This is a genomic window from Microlunatus sp. GCM10028923 (assembly GCF_042666975.1).
Lineage (GTDB): Bacteria > Actinomycetota > Actinomycetes > Propionibacteriales > Propionibacteriaceae > Microlunatus.
In genome coordinates, this window is sequence record NZ_JBHTFF010000003.1 from 222856 (window position 1) to 243758 (window position 20903).

Here is a 20903-nt window from a genome sequence, read left to right on the forward strand (position 1 = left end):
ATCCGGTGGCGTCGCGACTGGCGGGCGGAGAGCCGGGCTACTCGACCAGCTTGCCGGCGGCCGAGACGTCCTTGATCAAGTTCCCGATCTCCTCGGGTACGTCGGCGATCGGTTCCCGGGTCACTCCGGTCGCCGGGGACCAGACCAGGTTGACCTGGAGGGACGGGTCGAGGTCGGGGAAGTCGGCGCGGTTGTGGCAGCCGCGGGTCTCCCGCCGTTCCAGGGCGGACTCGAGGGTGGCCCGGGCGGCGAGGATCGAGGCCTTCAGGTCGTAGGCGTGGGCCAGGTCGGCGTAGCCGGCGAGGTCGGGATGGACGCCGATCTTGGTGGCGCGCTCCTCGATCTCGGCCAGCTCGGCGAGACCGGTGGTCAGGCCGTCCTCGTCGCGGACCACCCCGGCGTACTCGGTCATCGTCGTGCGCAAGGCCCGCTGTAGGGCCCGGACGTTCTCCGGACCGTCGGCGCCGAGCAGCCCCTCGAGCTCGCTCCGGGCCGCTGCGACCGCACCGGGGGAGCGGCGTTGCACGGAACGGGCGGCGGCGAAGTCGGCGGCGGCGCGGCCGGTGATCCTGCCGTAGACCAGGAGTTCGATCAAGGAGTTGCCGCCCAGCCGGTTGGCGCCGTGCAGGCCGCTGGCCGCCTCGCCGATCGCGTACAGGCCGGCCACGTCGGTTCCATGATCATCGGGCCGGGTCCGGACGCCGCCCATCGAGTAGTGCGCGGTCGGCGCGACCTCGATCGGATGCTGGGTGATGTCGAGCAGCTGCAGGTCGAGCAGAGTCTGGTAGACCCGGGGCAGCCGGTTCATGATCGTTTCGCGCGGCAGGTGCGACACGTCCAGCCAGACGCCGCCCTTCTCGGTGCCGCGGCCCGCCTTGATCTCCGTGTACGCGGCCAGGGCGACCCGGTCCCGCGTCGACAGCTCCATCCGCTCCGGGTCGTAGCGCTCCATGAACCGTTCCCCGAGACCGTTGCGCAGGATGCCACCCTCGCCGCGCGCCGCCTCGGAGACGAGCGTTCCGGCCGCGCTCTCCGGCTCCAGGATCCCGGACGGGTGGAACTGCACCAGCTCCGCGTCGCGCAGCCGGGCGCCGGCCTCGACGGCCAGCCGGAACGCATCGCCGGTGTTCTCGTCCCGGCGGGACGAGGTGCGCCGCCAGATCCGGGTGTGCCCGCCGGCGGCCAGGATCACCGCGTCGGCGTGGATCAGGGCCGGGCTGCCGTCGGCCAGGTCGAAGCCGTACGCGCCGAAGACGGTGTTGTCGTCGACCAGGATGCGGGTCACGTACAGGCTGTCCAGGATCGGGATTTCCAGCTGTTCGGCGCGGGCGAGCAGGCTGCGCTGGATCTCCAGTCCGGTGTAGTCGCCGGCGAAGGCGGTCCGCCGGAAGGTGTGCGCGCCGAAGAACCGCTGCGAGATCCGGCCGTCGTTCTCCCGGGCGAACGCCATCCCGTAGCGTTCAAGATCACGAATGCCCTGCTCGGCGCCGCGGGTGACGATCTCGACGGTCCGCGGGTCGGCCAGGTAGTAGCTCTCCTTGATCGTGTCGGCCGCGTGCTGCTGCCACGAGTCCTCGGGATCCATGGTGGCCAGCGGGGCGTTGATCCCGCCGGCGGCGAGCGCGGTGTGCGCATCGAGCCGGGCCCGCTTGCCGAGCACGATCACGTCGACCCGCTGCTCGGCGAGCTCGATCGCCGCCCGCAGTCCCGACCCGCCGCTGCCGATCACCAGCACCGTGGTGGAGATCCTTCGCTCCGAGTTGTTCATCAAACTCCCTTCGGATGGTGGCCGAGCGCCAGCTTCGGCCGGGCTGACTCGATCGCCGGCGGTGGCGGGAAATGATCTTCGACGTAGCCGCCGCTGGGCAGCCGGACGATCACGCCGGTGGGCCGGCCGTGTTCGGCCAGCTCGGCGTCCTGGCGTTGCAGCCAGCGGCACAGACTCCAGGTTACGCCGAAGCCGAGCACCGGGCCGGTGATCAAGATCACCTGGAGGACGGTGAGGATCTGGTTCAGTCCGAGACCGAACTCGGTGGCCATGATGTCGGCGCTGGCCGCGGCCCAGAGCACTCCGTAGAAGATCATTCCGGCGACGCCGATGCCGGTCCGGACCGGCACGTCGCGCGGCCGGTCGAGCAGATCATGATCGAGCCGGTCCTTCGTGAACCGCTGCTCCAGGAACGGGTACAGCGCGACGATCAGCATGAACGTGCTGATCACGGCCAGCGGCGCGATCACGGCCAGGGTCCAGGTGCGGCCGAGCCAGGTGATCTCCCAGCCGGGCGGCACCAGCCGGAGCGCGCCGTCCAGGAACCCGGTGTACCAGTCCGGCTGGCTGCCGGCCGAGGCGTCACCGGTGGAGGCCGGGCCGTAGAGCCAGATCGGGCTGATCGTCATCGTGCCGGCCATCACCATGATCACGCCGACCGACAGCGCGAACAGGCCGGCCGCCCGTACTGCCGCGGTGGGCAGCAGAGCCACTTCGCCGACCGGCTTGCCGCGCCGGCGCAGCGGCCGTTCCTTGATCGCGGACCGCAGCCACAGGGCGATCAGGCCGACCAGCAGCGCACCGGTCACCCAGACGTGGACCGGGTACAGGAACTCGAGCACCCGGCCCGGGAACGCGTCGCCGAAGACCAGCGCGGAGGCCCAGGTGCCGATCACCGGCAGGCCGAGCATGATCCCCTCGAAGATCCGCAACCCGGTGCCGGACAGCGAGTCGTCCGGGAGTGCGTACCCGCTCCAGCCGCCCAGCAGCGCGGTGACGAACAGGCCGAACAGCAGCAGCCAGCGGAACCGGTGCGGCTTCCGGAACGCCCCGGTGAAGAACGTCACCAGCAGCTGCATCATGATCGCGGCCGGCAGCAGCAGCGCCGCCCAGTGGTGCGCCTGCCGGACCAGCAGGCCGCCGGGCAGGTCGACCGAGATCCGCAGCGTCGAGGCGTACGCCTTCGACACCTCGGCGCCGTTCAGCGGACCGTAGCTGCCGTGGTAGACCGTCGAATCGCTGGACGGGTCGTAGAAGACCATCAAGATCACTCCGGTCACCAGTAGCACCACCACGCAGGCGAAGGCGAGGATGCCGAAGACGTTCGACCAGTGCGGGACGAAGGTGCGCTGCCGCAACGGGAGCGGCCGTTCAGAACGCATGGTCGACTTCGTCATGAGGGGCATGATCGACTTCCTTTCGCTCAGTCGGAACCGGCTTCGATGTGATGGTCGCCGCAGTCGCCTCGGTGAAGGCCTGCCGCGGATGCTGAACGGCGAGCAGCGAGACCGTGTCCCGGCCGAAGAAGAACGCCGCCAGCCAGACCAGCAGGACCCGGATCTTGCGCTCCCAGGTCGGCACCGCCAGCACGTGGTAGCCGCGGTGCATCAGCCAGGCCGGCAGGCCCTTGATCACCAGGCCCCGCCACTGGAAGATCCCGCGGCCGAGGCCGAGTGTCGCGACGACGCCCAGGCTGTGATGCTTGTACGGCTTCGGGTCGCGGCCGCGCAGGTCGGCGACCAGGTTGGCCGCCAGCAGCCGTCCCTGCCGGACCGCATGCTGCGCGTTGGGTACGGTCAGCGACCCCGGCACCGCCAGGTCGGGAACGGCCGCGTTGTCGCCGGCCGCCCAGGCATCTTCGATCGGAGCCTCGTCGGTGCCGACCCGGAGGTCGGCCCGGACCGGCAGCATGCCGCGGGCGTCGATCGGGAGGTCGGTGTGCGAGGCGACGACCGGGTTCGCGGCATTGCCCGCGGTCCAGATCAGCAGCTCGGAATCGTATTCCGTACCGTCGGAGAGCTTGACGTGGCCGTCGGTCGCCGACGCCAGGCGGGTGTTCAGGTGGACCTCCGCGCCGCGCCGCTCCAGATCCCGGACCACCCAGGCCCCCGGGCCATCGGTCACCTCGGGCAGGATCCGCGGGGTCGCCTCGACGAGATGGAAGGCCAGGTCGTCGACGCTGAGTTCCGGGTACCGCTTCAGCAGCGCGGTGGCCAGCGACAGCAGCTCGCCGGTCGCCTCGACTCCGGTGAACCCGCCGCCGACGACGGTCACGGTGAGCAGGGCCTGCCGCCGCGGGCCGGCCGGCAGATTGGAAGCGCGTTCGAAGGCGGTCAGCAGCCGGTCCCGGATCGCGACCGCCTCCTCGACGTGCTTCAGACCGATCGCGTTCTCGGCGATGCCGGGGATGGCGAACGTCCGGGTGACGGCGCCGGCCGTGATCACGATCGTGTCGTAGGTCAGCTCGCGGTCGGGGCCCTCCAGCGGGCGCACCCGGACCGTCCGGTCGGCGTGGTGGATCGCGGTCACCGTACCGGCGATGATCTTGGTCCGGTGCAGGTGCCCGCGCAGCGCGACCGCGACATGCCGGGCCTCGACGGAACCGGCCGTGACCTCGGGCAGGAACGGCTGGTAGGTCATGTAGGGGCGGGGATCGACGAGCGTGACCTGGGCCTCACCGCGGCGGAGTCTCTTCTCGAGTCCCCAGGCCGTGTAGAAGCCGGCGTAACCGCCGCCGATGATCAGGATCCTTCGCATCTTCTGCCTCCAGTGGGTCTCACTACCTAAGACCTTGTAGGGGGCCCGTTTGTGACAGGACGTGACGAAGCGGACACGGGGTGACGGAGAGCACGTGCCGGCCGATGACATCCGTCATCGATGTCCTCGGCGGGGTCCACGGCCGGACGCTGCCCGTTGACCGGCTGCGGCTGGTCTCCTAGCGTCCTTGTAAACGATTTCGAGCGACCAAAGGGGGCCGCCGTGACGGGTGTGACACGACGCGGATTCGTTGCCGGTACGTCAGCGGCGGTGGCCGCGGGCTGGCTGAGCGGTGCGGCCGGGACCGCCTGGGCCGAGACCGGAGCCCCGCCCGACGAGGACGGCTCCCGGCTCTGGCTCCGCTACCCGCCGGTGTCGGACCGGGGACTGCTGGACGCGTACCGGCGCGATCTGCAGTACGTAGTGACGCCGGACGTCGAGGGCCCGATCGGCTCGGCGGCCGGTGAACTGTCCCGGGCGCTCGGCTCGCTGCTCGGCCGGGACATGCCGATCCGGCGGAAGGTCGACGGCGCCGGACCGCTGGTGCTCCGGACCGCGGAGTCCGACGCCGGGCCGGAGAGCTACACGCTCCGCCGGGGCCGGGTCGACGGGACCGCCGCCGTGATCATCACCGGCGGCGGCGACCGGGGCGTCCTCTACGGCGCGTTCCACCTGCTCCGGCTGCTGCAGACGCACGCCCCGATCGACCGGCTCGACCTCGCCGAACGACCGCGGAACCCGCTCCGGCTGGCCAATCACTGGGACAACTTCGACGGCAGCGTCGAGCGCGGCTACGCGGGCCGGTCGGTGTTCGGGTTCGCGAACCTGCCGGAACTGACCGAGCGGCACGCGACCTATGCCCGGGCGCTGGCCTCGGTCGGGCTGAACGGCACCGTGATCAACAACGTCAACGCGAACGCCCAGTTCATCGCGCCGGAGATGTTGATCAAGCTTCAGCCGCTGGCCGCGCTGCTGCGCAACTGGGGTGTCTCGCTCTACCTCTCGCTCAACTTTGCCAGCCCGATGATCTTGGGCGGGCTGGCCACGGCCGACCCGTTCGACGCGGGCGTGAAGGACTGGTGGCGGATCAAGATCACCGAGATCTACCAGGCGGTCCCCGACCTCGGCGGCTTCCTGGTCAAGGCCGACTCCGAGGGGCAGCCGGGCCCGATCTCGTACGGCCGAACCCATGCCGACGGCGCGAACCTGATCGCGGAGGCGGCCGCACCGCACGGCGGGATCGTGATGTGGCGCGCGTTCGTCCACGACTTCAACGCCCTGGAGTGGTCCAACAAGGCGTACGAGACGTTCAAGCCGCTGGACGGCAAGTTCGCCGACAACGCGGTCGTCCAGATCAAGAACGGCCCGATCGACTTCCAGGTCCGGGAACCGGCCCACCCGCTGTTCGGCGCGCTGCCGAACACGAACGCGATGATGGAACTCCAGGTCACCCAGGAGTACACCGGGCAGTCGACCCACCTGTGCTACCTGGTGCCGCAGTGGCAGGAGGTGTACGGCTTCGACACCCACGCCGATGGCTCGGGGACGACGGTCGCCAAGATCATCTCCGGCCAGACCTACGGCCGCGATCTTGGTGGCGTGGCCGGCGTGATGAACTTCGGCGACGACACCGACTGGACCCGGCACCAGCTGGCCGCCGCGAACACCCACGGCTACGGCCGGCTGGCCTGGAACCCAGGGCTGAAGGCGCGCGACATCGCGACCGAGTGGACCCGGCAGACGTACGGCAACGACCCGACGGCGGTGGCGACGATCACCGACCTGCTGCTCGGCTCCTGGCAGACCTATCTCGACTACACGAACCCGCTCGGGGTCAGCTTCCTGATCAAGGGCGACCACTTCACGCCGAGCCCGCAGACCAACACGGCCTGGCACCAGGCCGACGCCGAGGGCACCGGCTTCGACCGGACCGTCGCCACCGGCAACGGCTTCACCGGCTTCTACCACCGGCCGGTCGCCGACCGGTTCGAGAACCTCGCCGACTGCCCGGACGAGCTGCTGCTGTTCCTGCACCACGTTCCGTACGGGCACCGGCTGACGACCGGTACGACCGTGATCCAGCACGTCTACGACAGCCACTTCGACGGTGCCGCCGAGGTCGGCCGGATGCGGGACCGCTGGCAGGGGCTGCGCGGCCGGATCGACGTGAAGCGGTGGGCCGACACGGCGGAACGGTTCGACCGGCACCGGGAGCAGGCGACGCTGTGGCGGGACACGATCGCCGGCTACTACTTCGCCGCGTCCCGGGTGCTCGACGAACGCCGTTCCTGGGTTCAGGTCACGCCGACCGGCAACGCCGCGATCTGCCTGATCGGCGGCCGGGAGAATCAGGTCCGGCTGACCCTGGCCAACGCCTCGGCGGCCGAGGCCGAACTGGTCGCCGGGCTGCCGGAGCGGGACGGCTGGACCAGCGGCACCGCCAGTCTGGTGCTGCCCTCGAAGGGCGACGGGACCGTCGATGTCCCGGTGACGCCGTCACTGCCGCCGCAGGTGCTGACCCTCCGGCCGACCCTGCGGTCCGGCGACCTGCCCGCGCTGATCGCCGAGCAGCCGGTGATCACCGCGCCCGCCGGTGGTCGCTGCCTGCTCGCGGTCGACGCCGGCTCGGCGACCTCGCCGCTGCTGGAGGGCTATCGCCGGCTGTCGCCGGCCGACGTCTGGGCCGACGGCGCGCCGTACGGATGGGTCGGCGGGGCGCCCCAGTCCCGGGACCGGGGGATCGCCGACCCGTTGCTGCGCGACTTCGTCAACGACACCAGGGCCCGGACGCTGCGGCTGACCGTGCCGGCCGGTGATCATGAACTGCACCTGCTCACTGGCGACGTGCACGACTCCTTCCCGACCACGGTCAAGCTGGACGGGAAGGTCGTCGCGGTCAGCGAGTTCCTGCTCGGCGGATCCTTTGCCTGGTTGACGATCAGTGTGTCCGGAGGCCGTACGGTTGATCTTGAGTTCTCCGGCGTACCCGGCCAGCACTGGCACCTGAACGGCCTGGCCATCCTCGTCTGACCACATTCATGTCCATGAGTCCGAGGTCTGTCGGGTGGCTTCGGCGGCCAGCGCCGCCCGGTTGGTGACACCGAGCTTGCGGAGCGCGGCCGAGACGTGGCCCTTGACCGTGTCCGGGCTGACGAAGAGCCTGGCCGCGATCTGCGGGTTGGTCAGTCCGTCGCCGACCAGCGTCGCCACCCGCTGCTCGGCCGGGGTCAGTGCCTCCCAGCCGAGCGCCGGACGACCGCGTCGGCCCCGGCCGCGCCGGGCCAGCGCCACCGCGTCGGCTAACGACAGTTCGGATCCGTCGGCCCAGGCCTGATCGAATTCTTCGCCGAGGCGCTCGCGCAGTTCCTCGGCCAGGCGATCGCCGGCCGGACCGTCGAAGGAGTGGAGGTAGCGGATCCGCCGGCGCGTTGCCTGGGCGGCGGCCAGGAGCCGGACCGCCAGTGCCGGCTCCGCTCGCCCCGACTCCAGCCTAGCCAGCAGCTCCAGCCCGTCGACCGTGGTCATCGCATCGTCGTGGTGATCGGCCCGCACCAGGGCACTGTGGGCGAGATCGCGTGCCGCTTGGAGTTCGCCGGTGTGGGCTTCGACTCGCGCGGCAGCGAGGTCGGCGCGGGAGCGGCCCCAGTCGTTGTCGGCGGCCTCCGCGTACGCGGCTGCCCTGACCGCGGTCTCGCTCGCATCGAGGGGCTCACCGGCAGCGAGCGATACGGCGGTCGAGACGTCGCACAGCCAGACCGCGACCATGCCCATCGGATAGGTGTCCTCGGCTCGCACCAGCCGGCTGAGCGTAGCTGGGGCGTCGGCGCCGCGTCCGTCGACGGTGTCGAGGAGAGCGGCGATCGACTCGGTGAAACGGACCATGGCGGGATTGCCGCTCGCCCGTGCCATCGCGGTTCTGGCATCGACGTGCACCCGAGCCCCGGCGGAGTCCCCGTGCAACATCGCACCGATCGCCAGCATCACCAGCGTCGAACCTTGGTAGAGCGAATCTCCCAGCGACTCCGCCATTGCCAGCGCCCGTACTCCCTGCGCTTCGAGCTCGTCGAGCCGGCCCTGGTGAAACGCGATCCACACCAGCACGGCCGTCGCATGGCATTCCTCGAGGCGGATACTGTGCTGCTGGGCGAGCGTGAGCGCCTGCTCGGCCAGCACCCGAGCCGCTGGCAGATCGGCTCCCAGTCGGGTCATGGCGAGGCCGGTCAAGGTATCGGCGAGGATCCCGGGACTGCCCGCGTCCTCGGCCAGTCGGCGGGCCTCGTCCAGTTCTGACCGAGCTGCCTTCGCATCCGTCAGCAGGTAGGTCCAGCCGAGCAGGCAGCGGGCCATGGCGGCGAGCTCGGCGAGGTCGGCCTCCACCGCCCAACGGATCGCCTGTTCGCCGTGGCCGATCGCCGCCCGATGATCATGACGGGACAGTCCGGCGAGGGTCGCTGTCAGGTAGGCGCGGGCGCGCCAGGCTGCGGTGCCGCCGTCGGCGGCGACGGCCCGGGCAATGATCCGGCCGTCGATCGCCCGCCCTCGGTCTCGCCAGAATCGTGTGAGACCCCAGATCAGCCGGAACGCGTCGTCGACGTCCCCGGTCTGTTCGGCCCAGGCGAGAGCATCGGTGATGTCGGGGAGTTCGGACTCCAGGCGGGTGACAAACTCCTTCGGTACGTCAGCCCACGGCACCGGCTCGAGCTGTCCGGCGAGCTCGCAGAAATAGCGCAGCCGTCGATTCCGTGCCGCCACGGAGTCCTCGGGGTGGCTGGCGAGCCGTTCGCCGGCAAAGTCGCGGATGGTCTCGAGCAACCGGTAACGCGTCGTCTCGGCTCTCTCGTCGATCATGACCAGGGACTTCTCGACCAGCCGGGCCAGCAACGGCAACGCCTCCGACGGATCGATCGGACCGCCGGCGATGACGGCTGACGCGGCGTCGGCGACGAACGGGCTGCGGAAGACCGAGAGACGCTGCAGGGCGATCGCCTCGGTCTCGGTCAACAGCCGGTAACTCCACTCGACCGATGCCGAGAGGCTGCGCTGACGGTCGTCCCCGGTGCGCGGTCCGTTCGAGAGGAGCCGGAACCGGTCGGCGAGACCGGCCGCGATGTCGGCGACCGACAGCGTCCCGACCCGGGCCGCCGCCAGTTCGATCGCCAACGGCATCCCGTCCAGCCGCCGGCAGATCTCGTCGATAGTCGCCCGGTCGCGTACCTCGAAGTCCGGCGCCAGGAGGGCCCGGTCCAGGAAGAGCCGTACGGCGTCGCCGTCCCCGGTGCCGGATGGCAGTGACAACGGCGGGACCCTGAGGACGTCCTCGCCCTCTGCCCGCAGCGGCTCCCGGCTCGTCGCCAGTACGACCAGGCCCGGACACGATCTCAGCAGGGACTCCACCGCCTGAGCGCATGCGTCGAGGACGAGATCGGCGTTGTCGACCAGTAGCAGGGCCCGCGCCGCATCGATTCTCCGTACCGTCGCCAGCAACGGATCCTCACCCGGACCCTCCGAGGCACCGGTCGCCGCAGCCAAGGCTGCCTCGACCCCGTCGCCGTCGACCGGCGCGAGGTCGGCGTACCACTTCTGGTCGACGGTCGATGCCTGCGCGGCTTCGATCGCGAGCCGAGTCTTGCCGGCGCCGCCGGGCCCGACCAGGGTGACCAGACGTCGCCGGTCCAGCGCTGCGTGAACGTCGCGCAACTCGGTCGCCCGGCCGATGAAGGTGGTCAACCGGACCGGGAACGGAGTCGCGGCTGTCGCCAGAACCCGGGTCACCCCGCGATTCTCCATCCGTTGGCCCGGCCGGTGCCACCCGATCGGGGGGTGATGTCCGAGGCTCGGACCGGCGATGGTGGTAGCAACGGCCCACCAGGGAGACCCATGCCGCCATCAACCAGCCGTCCGCGACATCGACTCGCCCAGCCCGCGTCGGCTGCTCGCGTTCGGGATGCGGAGCGACGTCGGATCCAGCAGCAACTGCACGACGGTCTGCAGCAGGAACTCGTCGCGCTGGTGGCGCAACTGGGTCTGGCGCGGTCCTCGCTGGACCGCAAGCCGGCAGCGGCTCGGGAGTTGATCAACGAGGCGTACCGAGCCGCACAGCGGATTGTCGATGATCTTCGGGACCTGGTGCACGGCATCTATCCGTCGGTGCTGTCCGATCTTGGTCTGGTGGCGGCGATCGAAGCGAGCGTCAGCCGGCTCCCGATCCCGCTGGCGGTCACCTCATCGGCTGAGCTGCGAACGGCCCGATTCCCTCTTGTGGTTGAGGAATCGGCGTACTTCTTCGTGGCCGAGGCGCTGACCAACGTGATCAAGCACGCCAGTGCCACCCGGGTCGCGGTCCGACTGACGCGGTCGGACGGGACGATCCGGATTCAGATCCAGGACGACGGCTCCGGCCTGCCCTCGTCGGTCCGCACCGGGTTCGGCCTCACCGCACTGCGGGATCGGATCCGGACCGTGAACGGATCGATGACCATGGCCGAGGCGATCAACGGCGGTGCGATGGTCCAGGCTCGGATCCCGACGATGATCATGCTGGACTCGAGCGAGTACAGAGAACGACGAGATACCTGATCTCTCGCGGGAGAACCTCCTCCTGATGATGATCAAGTCGTGTGATGATCAAGTCGTGCCGTGCGGATCGGCGGCCGGAACCCGACTGGCCGGATCCCGCGACGGAGGTCGTCGTCCTCCGGCGGCGGCCAGTCGGGTTCGCTGGACACTCTCGTCAGCTGCGGCGGCTTCGGCCGATCAGGACGATGCCGCTGCCGGTGAGCAGGAGACATCCGGCGCCGATCAGCAGTCCGAGCGGGAGATCGGTGCCGGTGCTCGGCAACTCCTCCTCATCGTCGGCCGCGGCTTCGCCGTCGGCCGGATCCGCGTCGCCGGAGGCGTCGTCGTCGCTGGGATCGGCATCGGAGTCCGTGGCGGCGTCAGGGTCCTCGTCGTCACCGGCGGCCGCGTCCGGGTCCTGGTCCGCCAGGATCCGCACCGGTGCGTCGTCCTTGATCATCCGCCCGTCGAGGTCGGCCGTGCCGATCACCCGGTGAGCTCCGGGCGTGGTGCCGTCGGGGACGGTGGTACTGAATTCGAAGCTGCCGTCGGGCCCGGCGGTCGCGGTGCCGAGGGCGGCCGGGTCGGAGGCCAACTCGAGGTTGATCTTGGTGCCCTCTGGCAGCCCGGAGCCGGTGATCATCAGTCGCTCACCGACCCGAGTCTCGGTCGGCGTGACCTGGAGCTCGAACTGGGTGACCGGCGCCGGCCGGACGTCGATCAGGACCTCGAAGGCCGCGTCGGGGTCGGTGCCGTTCGAGGCCTTCAAGGTCACCAGGTGGGATCCCTCGGAGCCGGCGCTCGGCGCGCCGGTGATCTCGCCGGTGTCCTTGTTGATCTTGAGACCGTCCGGAAGCCCGGTCGCAGTGACGGTGGGCTTCGGGCTGCCGGTCACGGTTGGCGTGTAGCTGCCGTTCTCGCCGACCGTGAAGGCGGCGGACTCGGGTCCGGTGATCTGGGGCGCGGCGGTGGCTTCCCAGGCGGCGTAGTAGGGCACGTCGGCCGGTCCGTTGCCCTGGCCGAGGGTGGTGTCGGCCGCCAGCCTGGTGCCTGCCTTGTCAGGTCCGGGGTACCAGCCGAGGAAGCGGTGCCCATCCCTGGTCGGCCCGGTGGGGACCTGGTAGCCAGCCGTCTCGAGCGTCGGCGCGTAGACGGAGTAGCGGTCCGGACTACGGCCCGTGCCGCCCTGTGGGTCGTACGTGACCAGGTAGTTGTTCCGGGTCACCTTGGCCGAGTCCGCGACCTTGATCGTCTTGCGGATCGTGCCGGTGTTCTCGATCGTGCCACCTCCGCTGATCGAGCCGGCTCCGGTGATCACTCCGGAGTTGATCACCGTCACCTGGTCCGGGATCGCCAGGAAGCCGGAGGGGATGGTCAGCTCGCCGGCGATCTCCAGCGAGCCGAAGCGGAGCTCTTCGTCCTCTGGACGTGGGTGACCTCCGATCGCCGTACCGGACTCCGATGTTGCGGAGACCACGGCGGCCTTGCCGATCGTGACAGCGCTGCCGTGACTGCCGACACCGGCACCGATGGCGCTGCCGAACCCGGTGTTGGTCGCTTCGACCGTTCCGCCGTTGATGGTGACCGGTCCGGTGCCGGCTTCGCGTCCGCCGCCGATGCCGGCTCCGCTCGAGGATCTGGCCGTCACGGTGCCTTGGTTGATCGTGATCGATGCGATGGGTTCGCCGCCGGATCCGCCGCCGATCCCGGCCGAGTAGTGGCTTGACGCGTGGACGGTGCCGCCGTCGATGGTGATGCTGCCTCCGGCGTCGCTTTCGGATCCGCTACCGATTCCGGCACCGCCAGCGCCGCCGCTCGCCTCGACCCGGCCGGCGGTGACGGTGATCGAGCCGGCCGCCGCATACCCGCCGCCACCGATGCCGGCTCCGTTGGAGTTGTTGATGGCGCGGATGTCTCCGCCGTTGACGGCAATCGTGCCGCCGTCGCCGTTGGCACCGCCTCCGATCGCAGCAGCGTCGAGGCTTCCGCGCGCGGTGATCGTCCCGCCGTTCACCGTGATCGCTCCACCCGCACCGTTGGCGCCGCCGCCGATTCCGGCACCGCGCTCTCCGCCCTTCAGGTCGACCGTGCCGTCGTTGATTGTGATCGCTCCGTTGCCACGACCCGCGTTGCCGCCGATCCCCGCTGCACCCTGCCCGCCGACCGCCGTGAGCGTCCCCCGGGTGCCCGCGTCCCGGATGATCAGGTCCGAGGTCTCGGGGATCTCGATGGCGGCGCGTTCGGCCTGGCCGGTGATCGTCAGGGCGTGGTCGTTGAGATCGAGCACCACCCCCGCGCCGGTCGCGACCGAGATCGCGTTGTCCTCGGCGGTCACGTCGATGTCGCCGGTCAGCCGGACGATCTCCTGGTCCTCGGCGCCGGTTCTCTGGAAGGCGGCGGCGAGTTCGGCTGCGGTGTCGACGTCCGTGGTGGCCGCTGCGGCGGGCACCGCCGGCCAGCAGAGGCCGACGGTCAGCATGGTCGCGGCGGCGAGCCGCGTCACGGTGGCGCGGCGAGCGCTGCGCCGACGTGGCGCGGCGGTCGATGCGAGTGGCATTGGCACGTGAGGATCCCCTTCGGCGGTTGAACTGGCCCGGTTCGCAAAGTCGATCACGGGCCGTGTCCGAGCTTCTCGGTCCGAGAGCACGGTCGGAACCCGGCGGCCCGCCAATCGTTCTGGAGGCTGCCCTCCACTCCTTGCCGGTACGGAAGGTGCCCGGCATCTTGCCGCGCACCGCGGCCAACGGCGACTACAGCCAGCATCGATCCGTCCAGGTCGGACCACCAAGGCGGCCGCGGCGCGTTCAACCTGTCGAGTGGACCGAAACGGCACGGATCGGCTTCGGAGGTGCCATGTCCGTCCGGGGGCTACTCTTCTGTCATCGTGACGGTGGGGTCGGATCGGAAAGGGTCGCGGGTTGGCTGGAGTGACGTCGGTGCGCCGGGCGCTGAAGATCCTCGAGGTGCTGGCGATCGCCGACGCCGCGGTGCCTTTGTCGATCATCGCCAAGCAGGTGTCGCTGGCGCCGTCGACGACCCACAACCTCTTGATCACACTGGTCGAGGAGGATTACGCCACCAACACGGACGGGTCCTACCGGCTCGGCCCGCGGGCCGCTGCGATCGCCTCGGCCGGCGAGGAATCGCTGCAGAATGCGCTGAACGGTGCGACGGACCGGATCGCCGCGGCGACCGGGCACAGTGCGATTGCGGTGGCCCTGATCGCGGACCGCGCGAAGGAGGTCGCGTACAGCCCCGGCACTGACCTGGTGACCGTCGGCCGGACCCCGGTGACCGACCTGTCCGTCCTCGACGTCGCCACCGGCCGGCTGCTGATTGCCCACGAGGATCCGGAGACCTGGGCCGACTACGTTGCCGATCACGATCACTCGACCGACTGGGACGCGGAACGGTGGCGGGAGGTGCTGACTCGGTTCCGTGAAGCGGGGGTCGGGCTGCGGGTGCCGCTGGCCGGCCTGTCGCCGCGGGTCAGTGCGACCGGGGTCGCTGTGCCGGTCTGGCGCCGTCCTGGCAAGCCGTCCTGGGCCGTAGGCTGCTCGGCCCCGTGGGCGCTGACCGCAGCCGAGGTGCTCGGCGTCGCACGCGAGCTGTGGCAGGCGGGCCGGGCGCTCACCCAACAATTGGGGCTGGCCGACTATCCGGTGCCGGAGCCCGACCAGGCGACCATCGCCGACGTCTACCGGGCCGCGTCCCGGCCCTGACCCCGGTCTGGATGAGTCGATTCACGGGCAGGAACCGAGCCCGCCGGACCGTGGCGACAGCTGTGTACTGACTTCGCACAGGTCGGCTCCTTCGAGCAGTTGACCGCTCCGGTGATCGTCGCGCGGATCTGGTCCGATGGGACCGACCCCCGGAGGCGTACCTCGTGAGGTCAACCTCCTTCTTGCCTGGCGGCGAGCCTCCACTGAGATGCGAGGGCAGCCGGGTTCTGTCGTGGGCTCGGCCCTGCGAGGCTCGGTGATCGATCGGCCTTTGCTGATCTCCCTGTGCTGCAGGGTCTCGTGATCAAGGAGTGGGAGTCATGGAGCGGAGCAGTACGGAGGTGTCGACCCGAAGCCGGCTGTCTGGCGCCTTGTTTGCCGTGGGCGGAGCCGGCTGGATGACGATTGGAGTGATCAGCGAGTTCTTCGGCCCATTCAGTGGTGCGACCTTCGTCATCGCGGAACTGGTGTGGATGATCATCCATTTCACCTTCCTCGCGGCCTTGATCGGGTTGCTGGGACTGGCGGCAAGCAGAGGCAGACTCGCCCAGAGCGGCATCTGGGTAGTCCTGGTCGGCCGGGTTGCCTATGTCGCAGGCGAGGCGCACTGTCTCAGCCTGGGCAGTGATTTCAGCCCGTTGCTGCCGATTGCGCTGTTGATCACCACGATCGGAATGATCTTGGCAGGGGTCGGGGTGCTCCGCGCCCGCGCCGGCCGTGGGGGGTGGGCGGTGTTGATCGTTGGGGTGTACCCCCTGCTGCTCATGTTTCCGCTCGTGATCCTCGGTTCCGAGTCGTTGCTTGGCATCGCCGGCTGGGGAATCGTGTGGGCCGTGCTCGGGGTCACCCTGATCATCGGAAGAGGAGTCGAGTCAACAGCCGGGCGGATGCCGGCGACCGGCACGCCCTAGACACGCCCTAGCTGCGCGGCCGGCGGATCCGGCAGCCGGCGAGGGTGTGGCCGCCGGTTCCGGTCGGCCGGACCTTGAGTCCGTAGAAGATGCGCGGGGCTCCATCGAGCGTCAGGCTCACCTGGCCGCCGGTGATCGGCAGCGGCGTGACCTGACCGATCACGTCGACCTGCCGTACTGTCGCCGCGCCGGCTTCGACCGTCACCGGCGTCTTGGTCGGCCATGGGTCCACCCAGACTTCCGGGGCCGGGAAGTGCCAGTCGGTCCGGGTGCCGGCGGTGTTGAGCAGATAGCCGTCGGCCCGGTTCCAGAGCACGACGGCAGGACCGTCCGGGGTGTCGAACCACAACCCCTTGGTGTGGCTGTCGGCGAAGGTCAGCCAGCCACCGAAGGTGGCCCGGTCCAGGGTCCGGGCCGCGTTGGCGTACGCCAGCAGGGACGGCTTCGGCGACAAGTCCCGGTTCATCAGCCCGAAGTGATACTCGACGTTCTCCGGGTTGGCGACCTGTGTCATGCCGAGCACCGAGTCGTGGAACTGATACCAGCACACGCAGCGGATGCCCTCGGCCTTGGCCAGCACGAGCGTCAGCAGAATGTTCTCCGCGGCATGCCGGTACGTGTCGTGCCACCAGCTGTTCGGCTTGGTTGCCGCGTAGGCCTCGGTCAGCCAGATCTCCTTGCTGCCATGGGTGGCCATGATCGTCTTCAGCTGCTTGAGCCCGCCATAGAAGTTCCAGTAGTAACCGGTTGAGCCCGCGCCCCAATCGTCGCCGGGCGGGATGAAATCGGGGGTGAAGTTGCCCCGGCCCGGGTGATAGGCGAACGCGTCGATCAGGTCCCAACCGCCGGCGGCGATGAACTTCTCCACCCACGGTTTGTCCATCCCGGCCAGCCCGTTGCTCATCAGCTTGATCTGATCGCCGGTCGCGGCCCGACGGTCGAAGACCGGCCGATAGGCCTTGGTCAGGTAGGCCACCGCCGCATCGCCGGTATTGAACGGCCTATTCAGCTCGTTGCCGACCTCGAAGTATTCGGCCCCGGCGTCGACCGCGACCGCGAGCTTTTCGGCCGCCCAGGTCGCGGCCACGGCGTCGGTCGCGTCCAGCGACGGCTGCAGTTCAATGTTGTGCTGCATGCCGCGGGCATCGAACGCCGACGGCGGCAACCCCGGCCCACCCTCGTACGAGATCCGGACCAGGTTGATGCCGGCCCGCTGCCACAGGTCCAGCAGCGCGCCGGCGCTGGGCCGTTGTAGCCACGGGTAGTTGGCGATCCCGAACATGCTGTCCGCCCCGGCCTGATAGCTGAACGGTGGCAGCACCGCGAGGTTGGTCCGGGCGAACGCCTCGTCGGCACCCGAACGGACCACCACTTCGGCCAGCACGATCCCGGCGGCCGGCGCGGGCACGGCGAAGGTGTGCTGCCAGGTGCCGGCGGCGGCGATGTTCCCGCTGACCGTGGTCACCGCCACCTGCGCCCCGTTGAAGTCGCGGACCCAGAGCTCCAGCTCGACGCTCTTCGCCGGACCGCCGTTGGCGACTCTGGCGGTCAGCTCCATCGACTGCCCGGCGGCCTCGTACAGGTTGAAATCGGCGTTGGTGGTGAGTTCGAGACCGAGTTCGTAGCCGCGGCCGATCGTGACGGTGGCCGAGGGGCGAGTGGCTGAGAAGAAGAACTCGGTCTGGCTGAGCCAGCCGCCGGCTTGCTGAGCGATACCCGGGGCGTGGATCCAGCTCGCGTTGGTGAAGTCCAGTTTCGAACGCTCCAACAAGAACAGGCCGTGCTGGCTACCCCAGGTCGAGGTGTGGGCGACGCCCACGGAGTCCTCGTACGGAATGCCGCCGCCGGCATCGCGGACCCACTCCGTGACCGCGATGTAGTCATCCGGCGCGGTCGGCGCCTGGATGGACCGACTGAAGAGGAAGCCCTCGGGCAGCAAGGTCGCGGCCCCGTTGATCCGCCATTCCAGGTGAGCCTGGTTGGTGGCCACCGTGAACCAGCCCACCACGGTCGTCGCGCCGGCCGCCGCGTCGAAGGTGTAGTCCATCCGGATCGCCGGGGTCCCGTCGGGCAGCGTGCTCAGGGTCGGCGTGCCGCCGGTCGACAGGTGGACACCGGTGATCTTGTCCTTGACCTGGAACTTGGAACCGGCCGAGCGGGTCACGCCGGTAGTGTCACGGATCGCGAGCCGGCCGCCGATGCTGGCCAGCAGGCTGATCCCGCCGGCGGTCAGGGTCACGTCGCCATCGGCGGCGTGGGCGGTGATCGGGGTGGCTTCGGCGGCCAGTACGACTCCGGCCGCCATGGCGGCGCCCAGGAAACCGCGCCGACTGAGCTGGGAAGACGTCATCGTCAACTCCTGATAATACCTATTAGCGAATCGATGAATGGAACCCTTGCAGCGATTCCCCTTGCTGTCAAGGCTCTGCTTGCATTGCGATCGACGTCGGGCTAGGGTCACCGTCGTAGTTGCCAATAGGGATTATCACCGTGGAGGAACGATGCCGTCCAAGCCACGCCGGGTCACCCAGCGCGAGATCGCCCAGATCGCGGGGGTCAGCCAGACGACTGTGTCGATGGTGCTGAACGACCGCGACGGGACGAACGTACGGATCCCGGAAGCGACCCGGGCCCGGGTCAAGCAGGCGATCGAGCAGGCCACCTACGTGGCCGATCCGGCGGCTCGCCGGCTGGCCGGGCTGGACAACCAGATCGTCGGCGTCTTCACCTACGAGCCGGCGTTGTCGCCGGAGAGCATGGACTTCTACGGGCCGCTGCTGAACGGGCTCGAGCGGGCAGCCGAGCGGATCGGCTGCGACCTGCTGTTCTTCACCTCCTCGCCGGTCGAGGACGGGACCCGGAGCCTGTTCCACCGCCGGACCCGGCTTCGGCTGGCCGACGGCTGCATCCTGCTCGGTCAGCAGATGGTCGGCTCGGAGCTGGGCCGGCTGGTGGCCGAGCAGTTTCCGTTCGTGGCGGTCGGCCGCCGGGACGAGACCACGGCCGCCGTGCCGTATGTCGGGATCGACTACGTCACTCCCACCAACGAGCTGATCGCCGCGGCCGCGGCGGCCGGTCATCAGCAGGCCCTGTACGTCCATCGCGGTCGGGACAGCCCGACCGCCCGGGATCGGCGCGGCGCGGTCGAGTCCGCCTCGGCGTCCGGCCAGCTGTCCTTCCTGCTGGTCGGCGAGGAGCGCATCCCCGAGTTGCCCCGACTGGCCAGGGCCACCGGCGCGACGATGATCATCGGCGAGGACGCCTTCCTCACCGAGGACGTGATCCTGTCGTTGACCGCCGCCGGGCTGTCGGTGCCCGCCGACCTGTCGATCGCGGCCCTCGGTGAGGTGCGTGGCCATCGGACCGACGGCCACGCCCTGGCCGGATTCCACGTACCGCGCGAGCAGGTCGCCGCGGCCGCGCTCGAACTGCTGCAGCAGTTGATCATCACCGATCCGCAGAGCTGGCCCGGGCTCGACACCCAGCGGCTGATGCGGGCCGAGGTCGAGCCCGGCGACACCATCGTCACCGCGCCGAACCCAGACCAGGACGGATCATGATCATGACCAGCACGATCGACACCGAGGTGGCGATCATCGGCGGCGGGCTCGGCGCGGTCGCCGCCGCTCTCGCCCTGTTGCAGCGCGGCCGTCGGGTGGTCCTGACCGAGGAGTTCGCCTGGCTGGGCGGTCAGCTGACGTCCCAGGCCGTACCGCCGGACGAGCACATCTGGGTGGAGCGGTTCGGTGTCACGGCCCGCTACCGCCGGCTGCGCGAGAACATCCGCGCCTACTACCGGGCCAACTATCCCTTGTCGCCGACGGCCCTGGCCGACCGCGAGCTGAATCCCGGTCGGGGCCGGGTCAGCCGGCTCTGTCATGAGCCGCGCGTGGCGCTGGCGGTGATCAACGCCCTGCTCGATCCGTACCGGGCGGGTGGCCGACTGACGGTGCTGCAGCCGGCGGTACCGGTGGCCGCAGCGGTCGCCGACGGTGTGGTCTCCTCGGTCACCGTCGTGGATCCACGGACCGGCGCCGAGACCAAGATCAGCGCCGCGTTCGTCCTGGACGGAACGGAGACCGGCGACCTGCTGCCGCTGACCGGCACCGAGTACGCGGTCGGCGCCGAGTCACGGGCCGAGTACGGGGAGCCGAGCGCCCCGGAGCAGCCCGATCCGGCGAACGTGCAGTCGATCGCGTGGTGCTTCGTCTTCGATCATGTCGACGGCGATCACACGATCGACCGGCCAGCCGACTACGACCACTGGCGTACCTACGAGCTGCCGTTCTGGGGCGCACCCATGCTCTCCTTCACCGCCCCCAACCCGCGGACGCTGGTGCCGGAGCAGCGGACCATGATCGTCAATCCGGAGGTCGACGTGACCGGGGACCCGCGGGTCGACGCCGGTGATCAGGATCTGTGGCAGTTTCGGCGGATCGCGGCCAGACAGACCTTCGCCGAGGGCTTCTACGACAGCGACATCGTGCTGGCGAACTGGCCCCAATTGGACTACGTCGGTGGTTCGATCATCGACGCCCCCGATCGTGATCATCACCTGGCTCGGGCCAAGGCGCAGGCTCGGGCCTACGTCTACTGGTTGCAGACCGAGGCGCCGCGGCCGGACGGCGGCCGGGGCTGGCCCGGGTTGCGGCTGCGCGGCGATCTGGTGGGTACGGACGACGGCTTCGCCCAGGCTCCGTACATCCGGGAGTCCCGGCGGATCAAGGCCCTCACCACGATCCGCGAGCAGGACGTCTCGATCAAGGTCCGCGGCTACGACGGCCCGGCGCGGTTCGAGGGATCGGTAGGGGTCGGGATGTACCGGATCGATCTGCACCCCTCGACCGGTGGCGACAACTACATCGATGTCGAGTGCGCACCGTTCGAGATTCCGCTCGGCGCCCTGGTGCCGGTCCGGACCCGGAATCTGCTGCCGGCGGCCAAGAACATCGGCACCACCCACATCACCAACGGCGCCTACCGGCTGCACCCGGTGGAGTGGAACATCGGCGAGTCGGCCGGCGAGCTGGCCGCCTTCTGCCTGGACCGCGGCCTGACCCCGCAGCAGGTCGCGACCGACCCGGGCCTGGTTGATCAGTTCCAGTCCGTGCTCGTCGCTGTCGGAGTCGAGCTGAGCTGGCCCGAAGTCGTCGGCTACTGATTCGGCCTCCCACCACCCGTACGAAGAAC

At 69.8% G+C, this 20903-nt stretch carries 12 protein-coding genes; 6 read left to right on the forward strand and 6 right to left on the reverse strand.

Going from position 1 to position 20903, the window contains the following annotated elements; all coding sequences use genetic code 11:
- Positions 1-37: 37 nt before the first annotated feature.
- Genes ACFQU4_RS08260 through ACFQU4_RS08270 form a run of 3 tightly spaced genes read right to left on the reverse strand, consistent with a single transcriptional unit; the run spans position 38 to position 4525 of the window.
- Positions 38-1768, reverse strand: a complete 1731-nt coding sequence (locus ACFQU4_RS08260; RefSeq protein WP_377489427.1) for an L-aspartate oxidase — start codon at positions 1766-1768, stop codon at positions 38-40.
- Entirely contained in the window at positions 1768-3150 is a 1383-nt protein-coding gene (locus ACFQU4_RS08265; RefSeq protein WP_377489430.1) for a cytochrome bc complex cytochrome b subunit, read from the reverse strand. The genes ACFQU4_RS08260 and ACFQU4_RS08265 overlap by 1 nt, the downstream gene beginning before the upstream one ends.
- Positions 3140-4525, reverse strand: coding sequence for an NAD(P)/FAD-dependent oxidoreductase (locus tag ACFQU4_RS08270; protein ID WP_377489433.1), 1386 nt, complete (start codon positions 4523-4525; stop codon positions 3140-3142). Before ACFQU4_RS08270 ends, ACFQU4_RS08265 begins: the two co-directional genes overlap by 11 nt.
- Positions 4526-4747: 222 nt before the next feature.
- Between ACFQU4_RS08270 and ACFQU4_RS08275 the strand changes: the two genes are divergently transcribed.
- Positions 4748-7555, forward strand: coding sequence for an alpha-glucuronidase family glycosyl hydrolase (locus ACFQU4_RS08275; protein WP_377489436.1), 2808 nt, complete (start codon positions 4748-4750; stop codon positions 7553-7555).
- Positions 7556-7561: 6 nt separating this feature from the next.
- Here ACFQU4_RS08275 and ACFQU4_RS08280 read toward each other — a convergent pair whose 3' ends face one another.
- Positions 7562-10297, reverse strand: coding sequence for a LuxR C-terminal-related transcriptional regulator (locus tag ACFQU4_RS08280; protein WP_377489439.1), 2736 nt, complete (start codon positions 10295-10297; stop codon positions 7562-7564).
- Between the two features lie 105 nt (positions 10298-10402).
- Between ACFQU4_RS08280 and ACFQU4_RS08285 the strand changes: the two genes are divergently transcribed.
- Positions 10403-11101 (forward strand): sensor histidine kinase, encoded by a 699-nt coding sequence (locus ACFQU4_RS08285; RefSeq protein WP_377489442.1) that lies wholly within the window; start codon positions 10403-10405, stop codon positions 11099-11101.
- Positions 11102-11255: 154 nt separating this feature from the next.
- Here ACFQU4_RS08285 and ACFQU4_RS08290 read toward each other — a convergent pair whose 3' ends face one another.
- Positions 11256-13913 carry a putative Ig domain-containing protein gene (locus ACFQU4_RS08290; RefSeq protein WP_377489445.1) on the reverse strand — a complete coding sequence of 886 codons (2658 nt, stop codon included), beginning with the start codon at positions 13911-13913 and terminating at the stop codon, positions 11256-11258.
- A 94-nt stretch (positions 13914-14007) separates the two neighbouring features.
- On the opposite strand from ACFQU4_RS08290, the gene ACFQU4_RS08295 reads away from it, so the two are divergent.
- Both ACFQU4_RS08295 and ACFQU4_RS08300 read left to right on the forward strand, forming a co-directional pair.
- Positions 14008-14802 carry an IclR family transcriptional regulator gene (locus ACFQU4_RS08295; RefSeq protein WP_377490522.1) on the forward strand — a complete coding sequence of 265 codons (795 nt, stop codon included), beginning with the start codon at positions 14008-14010 and terminating at the stop codon, positions 14800-14802.
- 320 nt (positions 14803-15122) lie between these two features.
- On the forward strand, positions 15123-15713 hold the full coding sequence (locus ACFQU4_RS08300) for a hypothetical protein (RefSeq protein WP_377489448.1): 591 nt from the start codon (positions 15123-15125) through the stop codon (positions 15711-15713).
- A gap of 7 nt (positions 15714-15720) precedes the next feature.
- On the opposite strand, the gene ACFQU4_RS08305 is transcribed toward ACFQU4_RS08300, so the two are convergent.
- Complete coding sequence (locus tag ACFQU4_RS08305) at positions 15721-18174, reverse strand: hypothetical protein (RefSeq protein WP_377489451.1); 2454 nt, start codon at positions 18172-18174, stop codon at positions 15721-15723.
- A 40-nt stretch (positions 18175-18214) separates the two neighbouring features.
- Here ACFQU4_RS08305 and ACFQU4_RS08310 point away from each other — a divergent pair, with 40 nt between their 5' ends.
- Positions 18215-19273 (forward strand): LacI family DNA-binding transcriptional regulator, encoded by a 1059-nt coding sequence (locus ACFQU4_RS08310; RefSeq protein ID WP_377489454.1) that lies wholly within the window; start codon positions 18215-18217, stop codon positions 19271-19273.
- Positions 19270-20874 (forward strand): FAD-dependent oxidoreductase, encoded by a 1605-nt coding sequence (locus ACFQU4_RS08315; RefSeq protein WP_377489457.1) that lies wholly within the window; start codon positions 19270-19272, stop codon positions 20872-20874. Before ACFQU4_RS08310 ends, ACFQU4_RS08315 begins: the two co-directional genes overlap by 4 nt.
- Positions 20875-20903 lie beyond the last annotated feature (29 nt).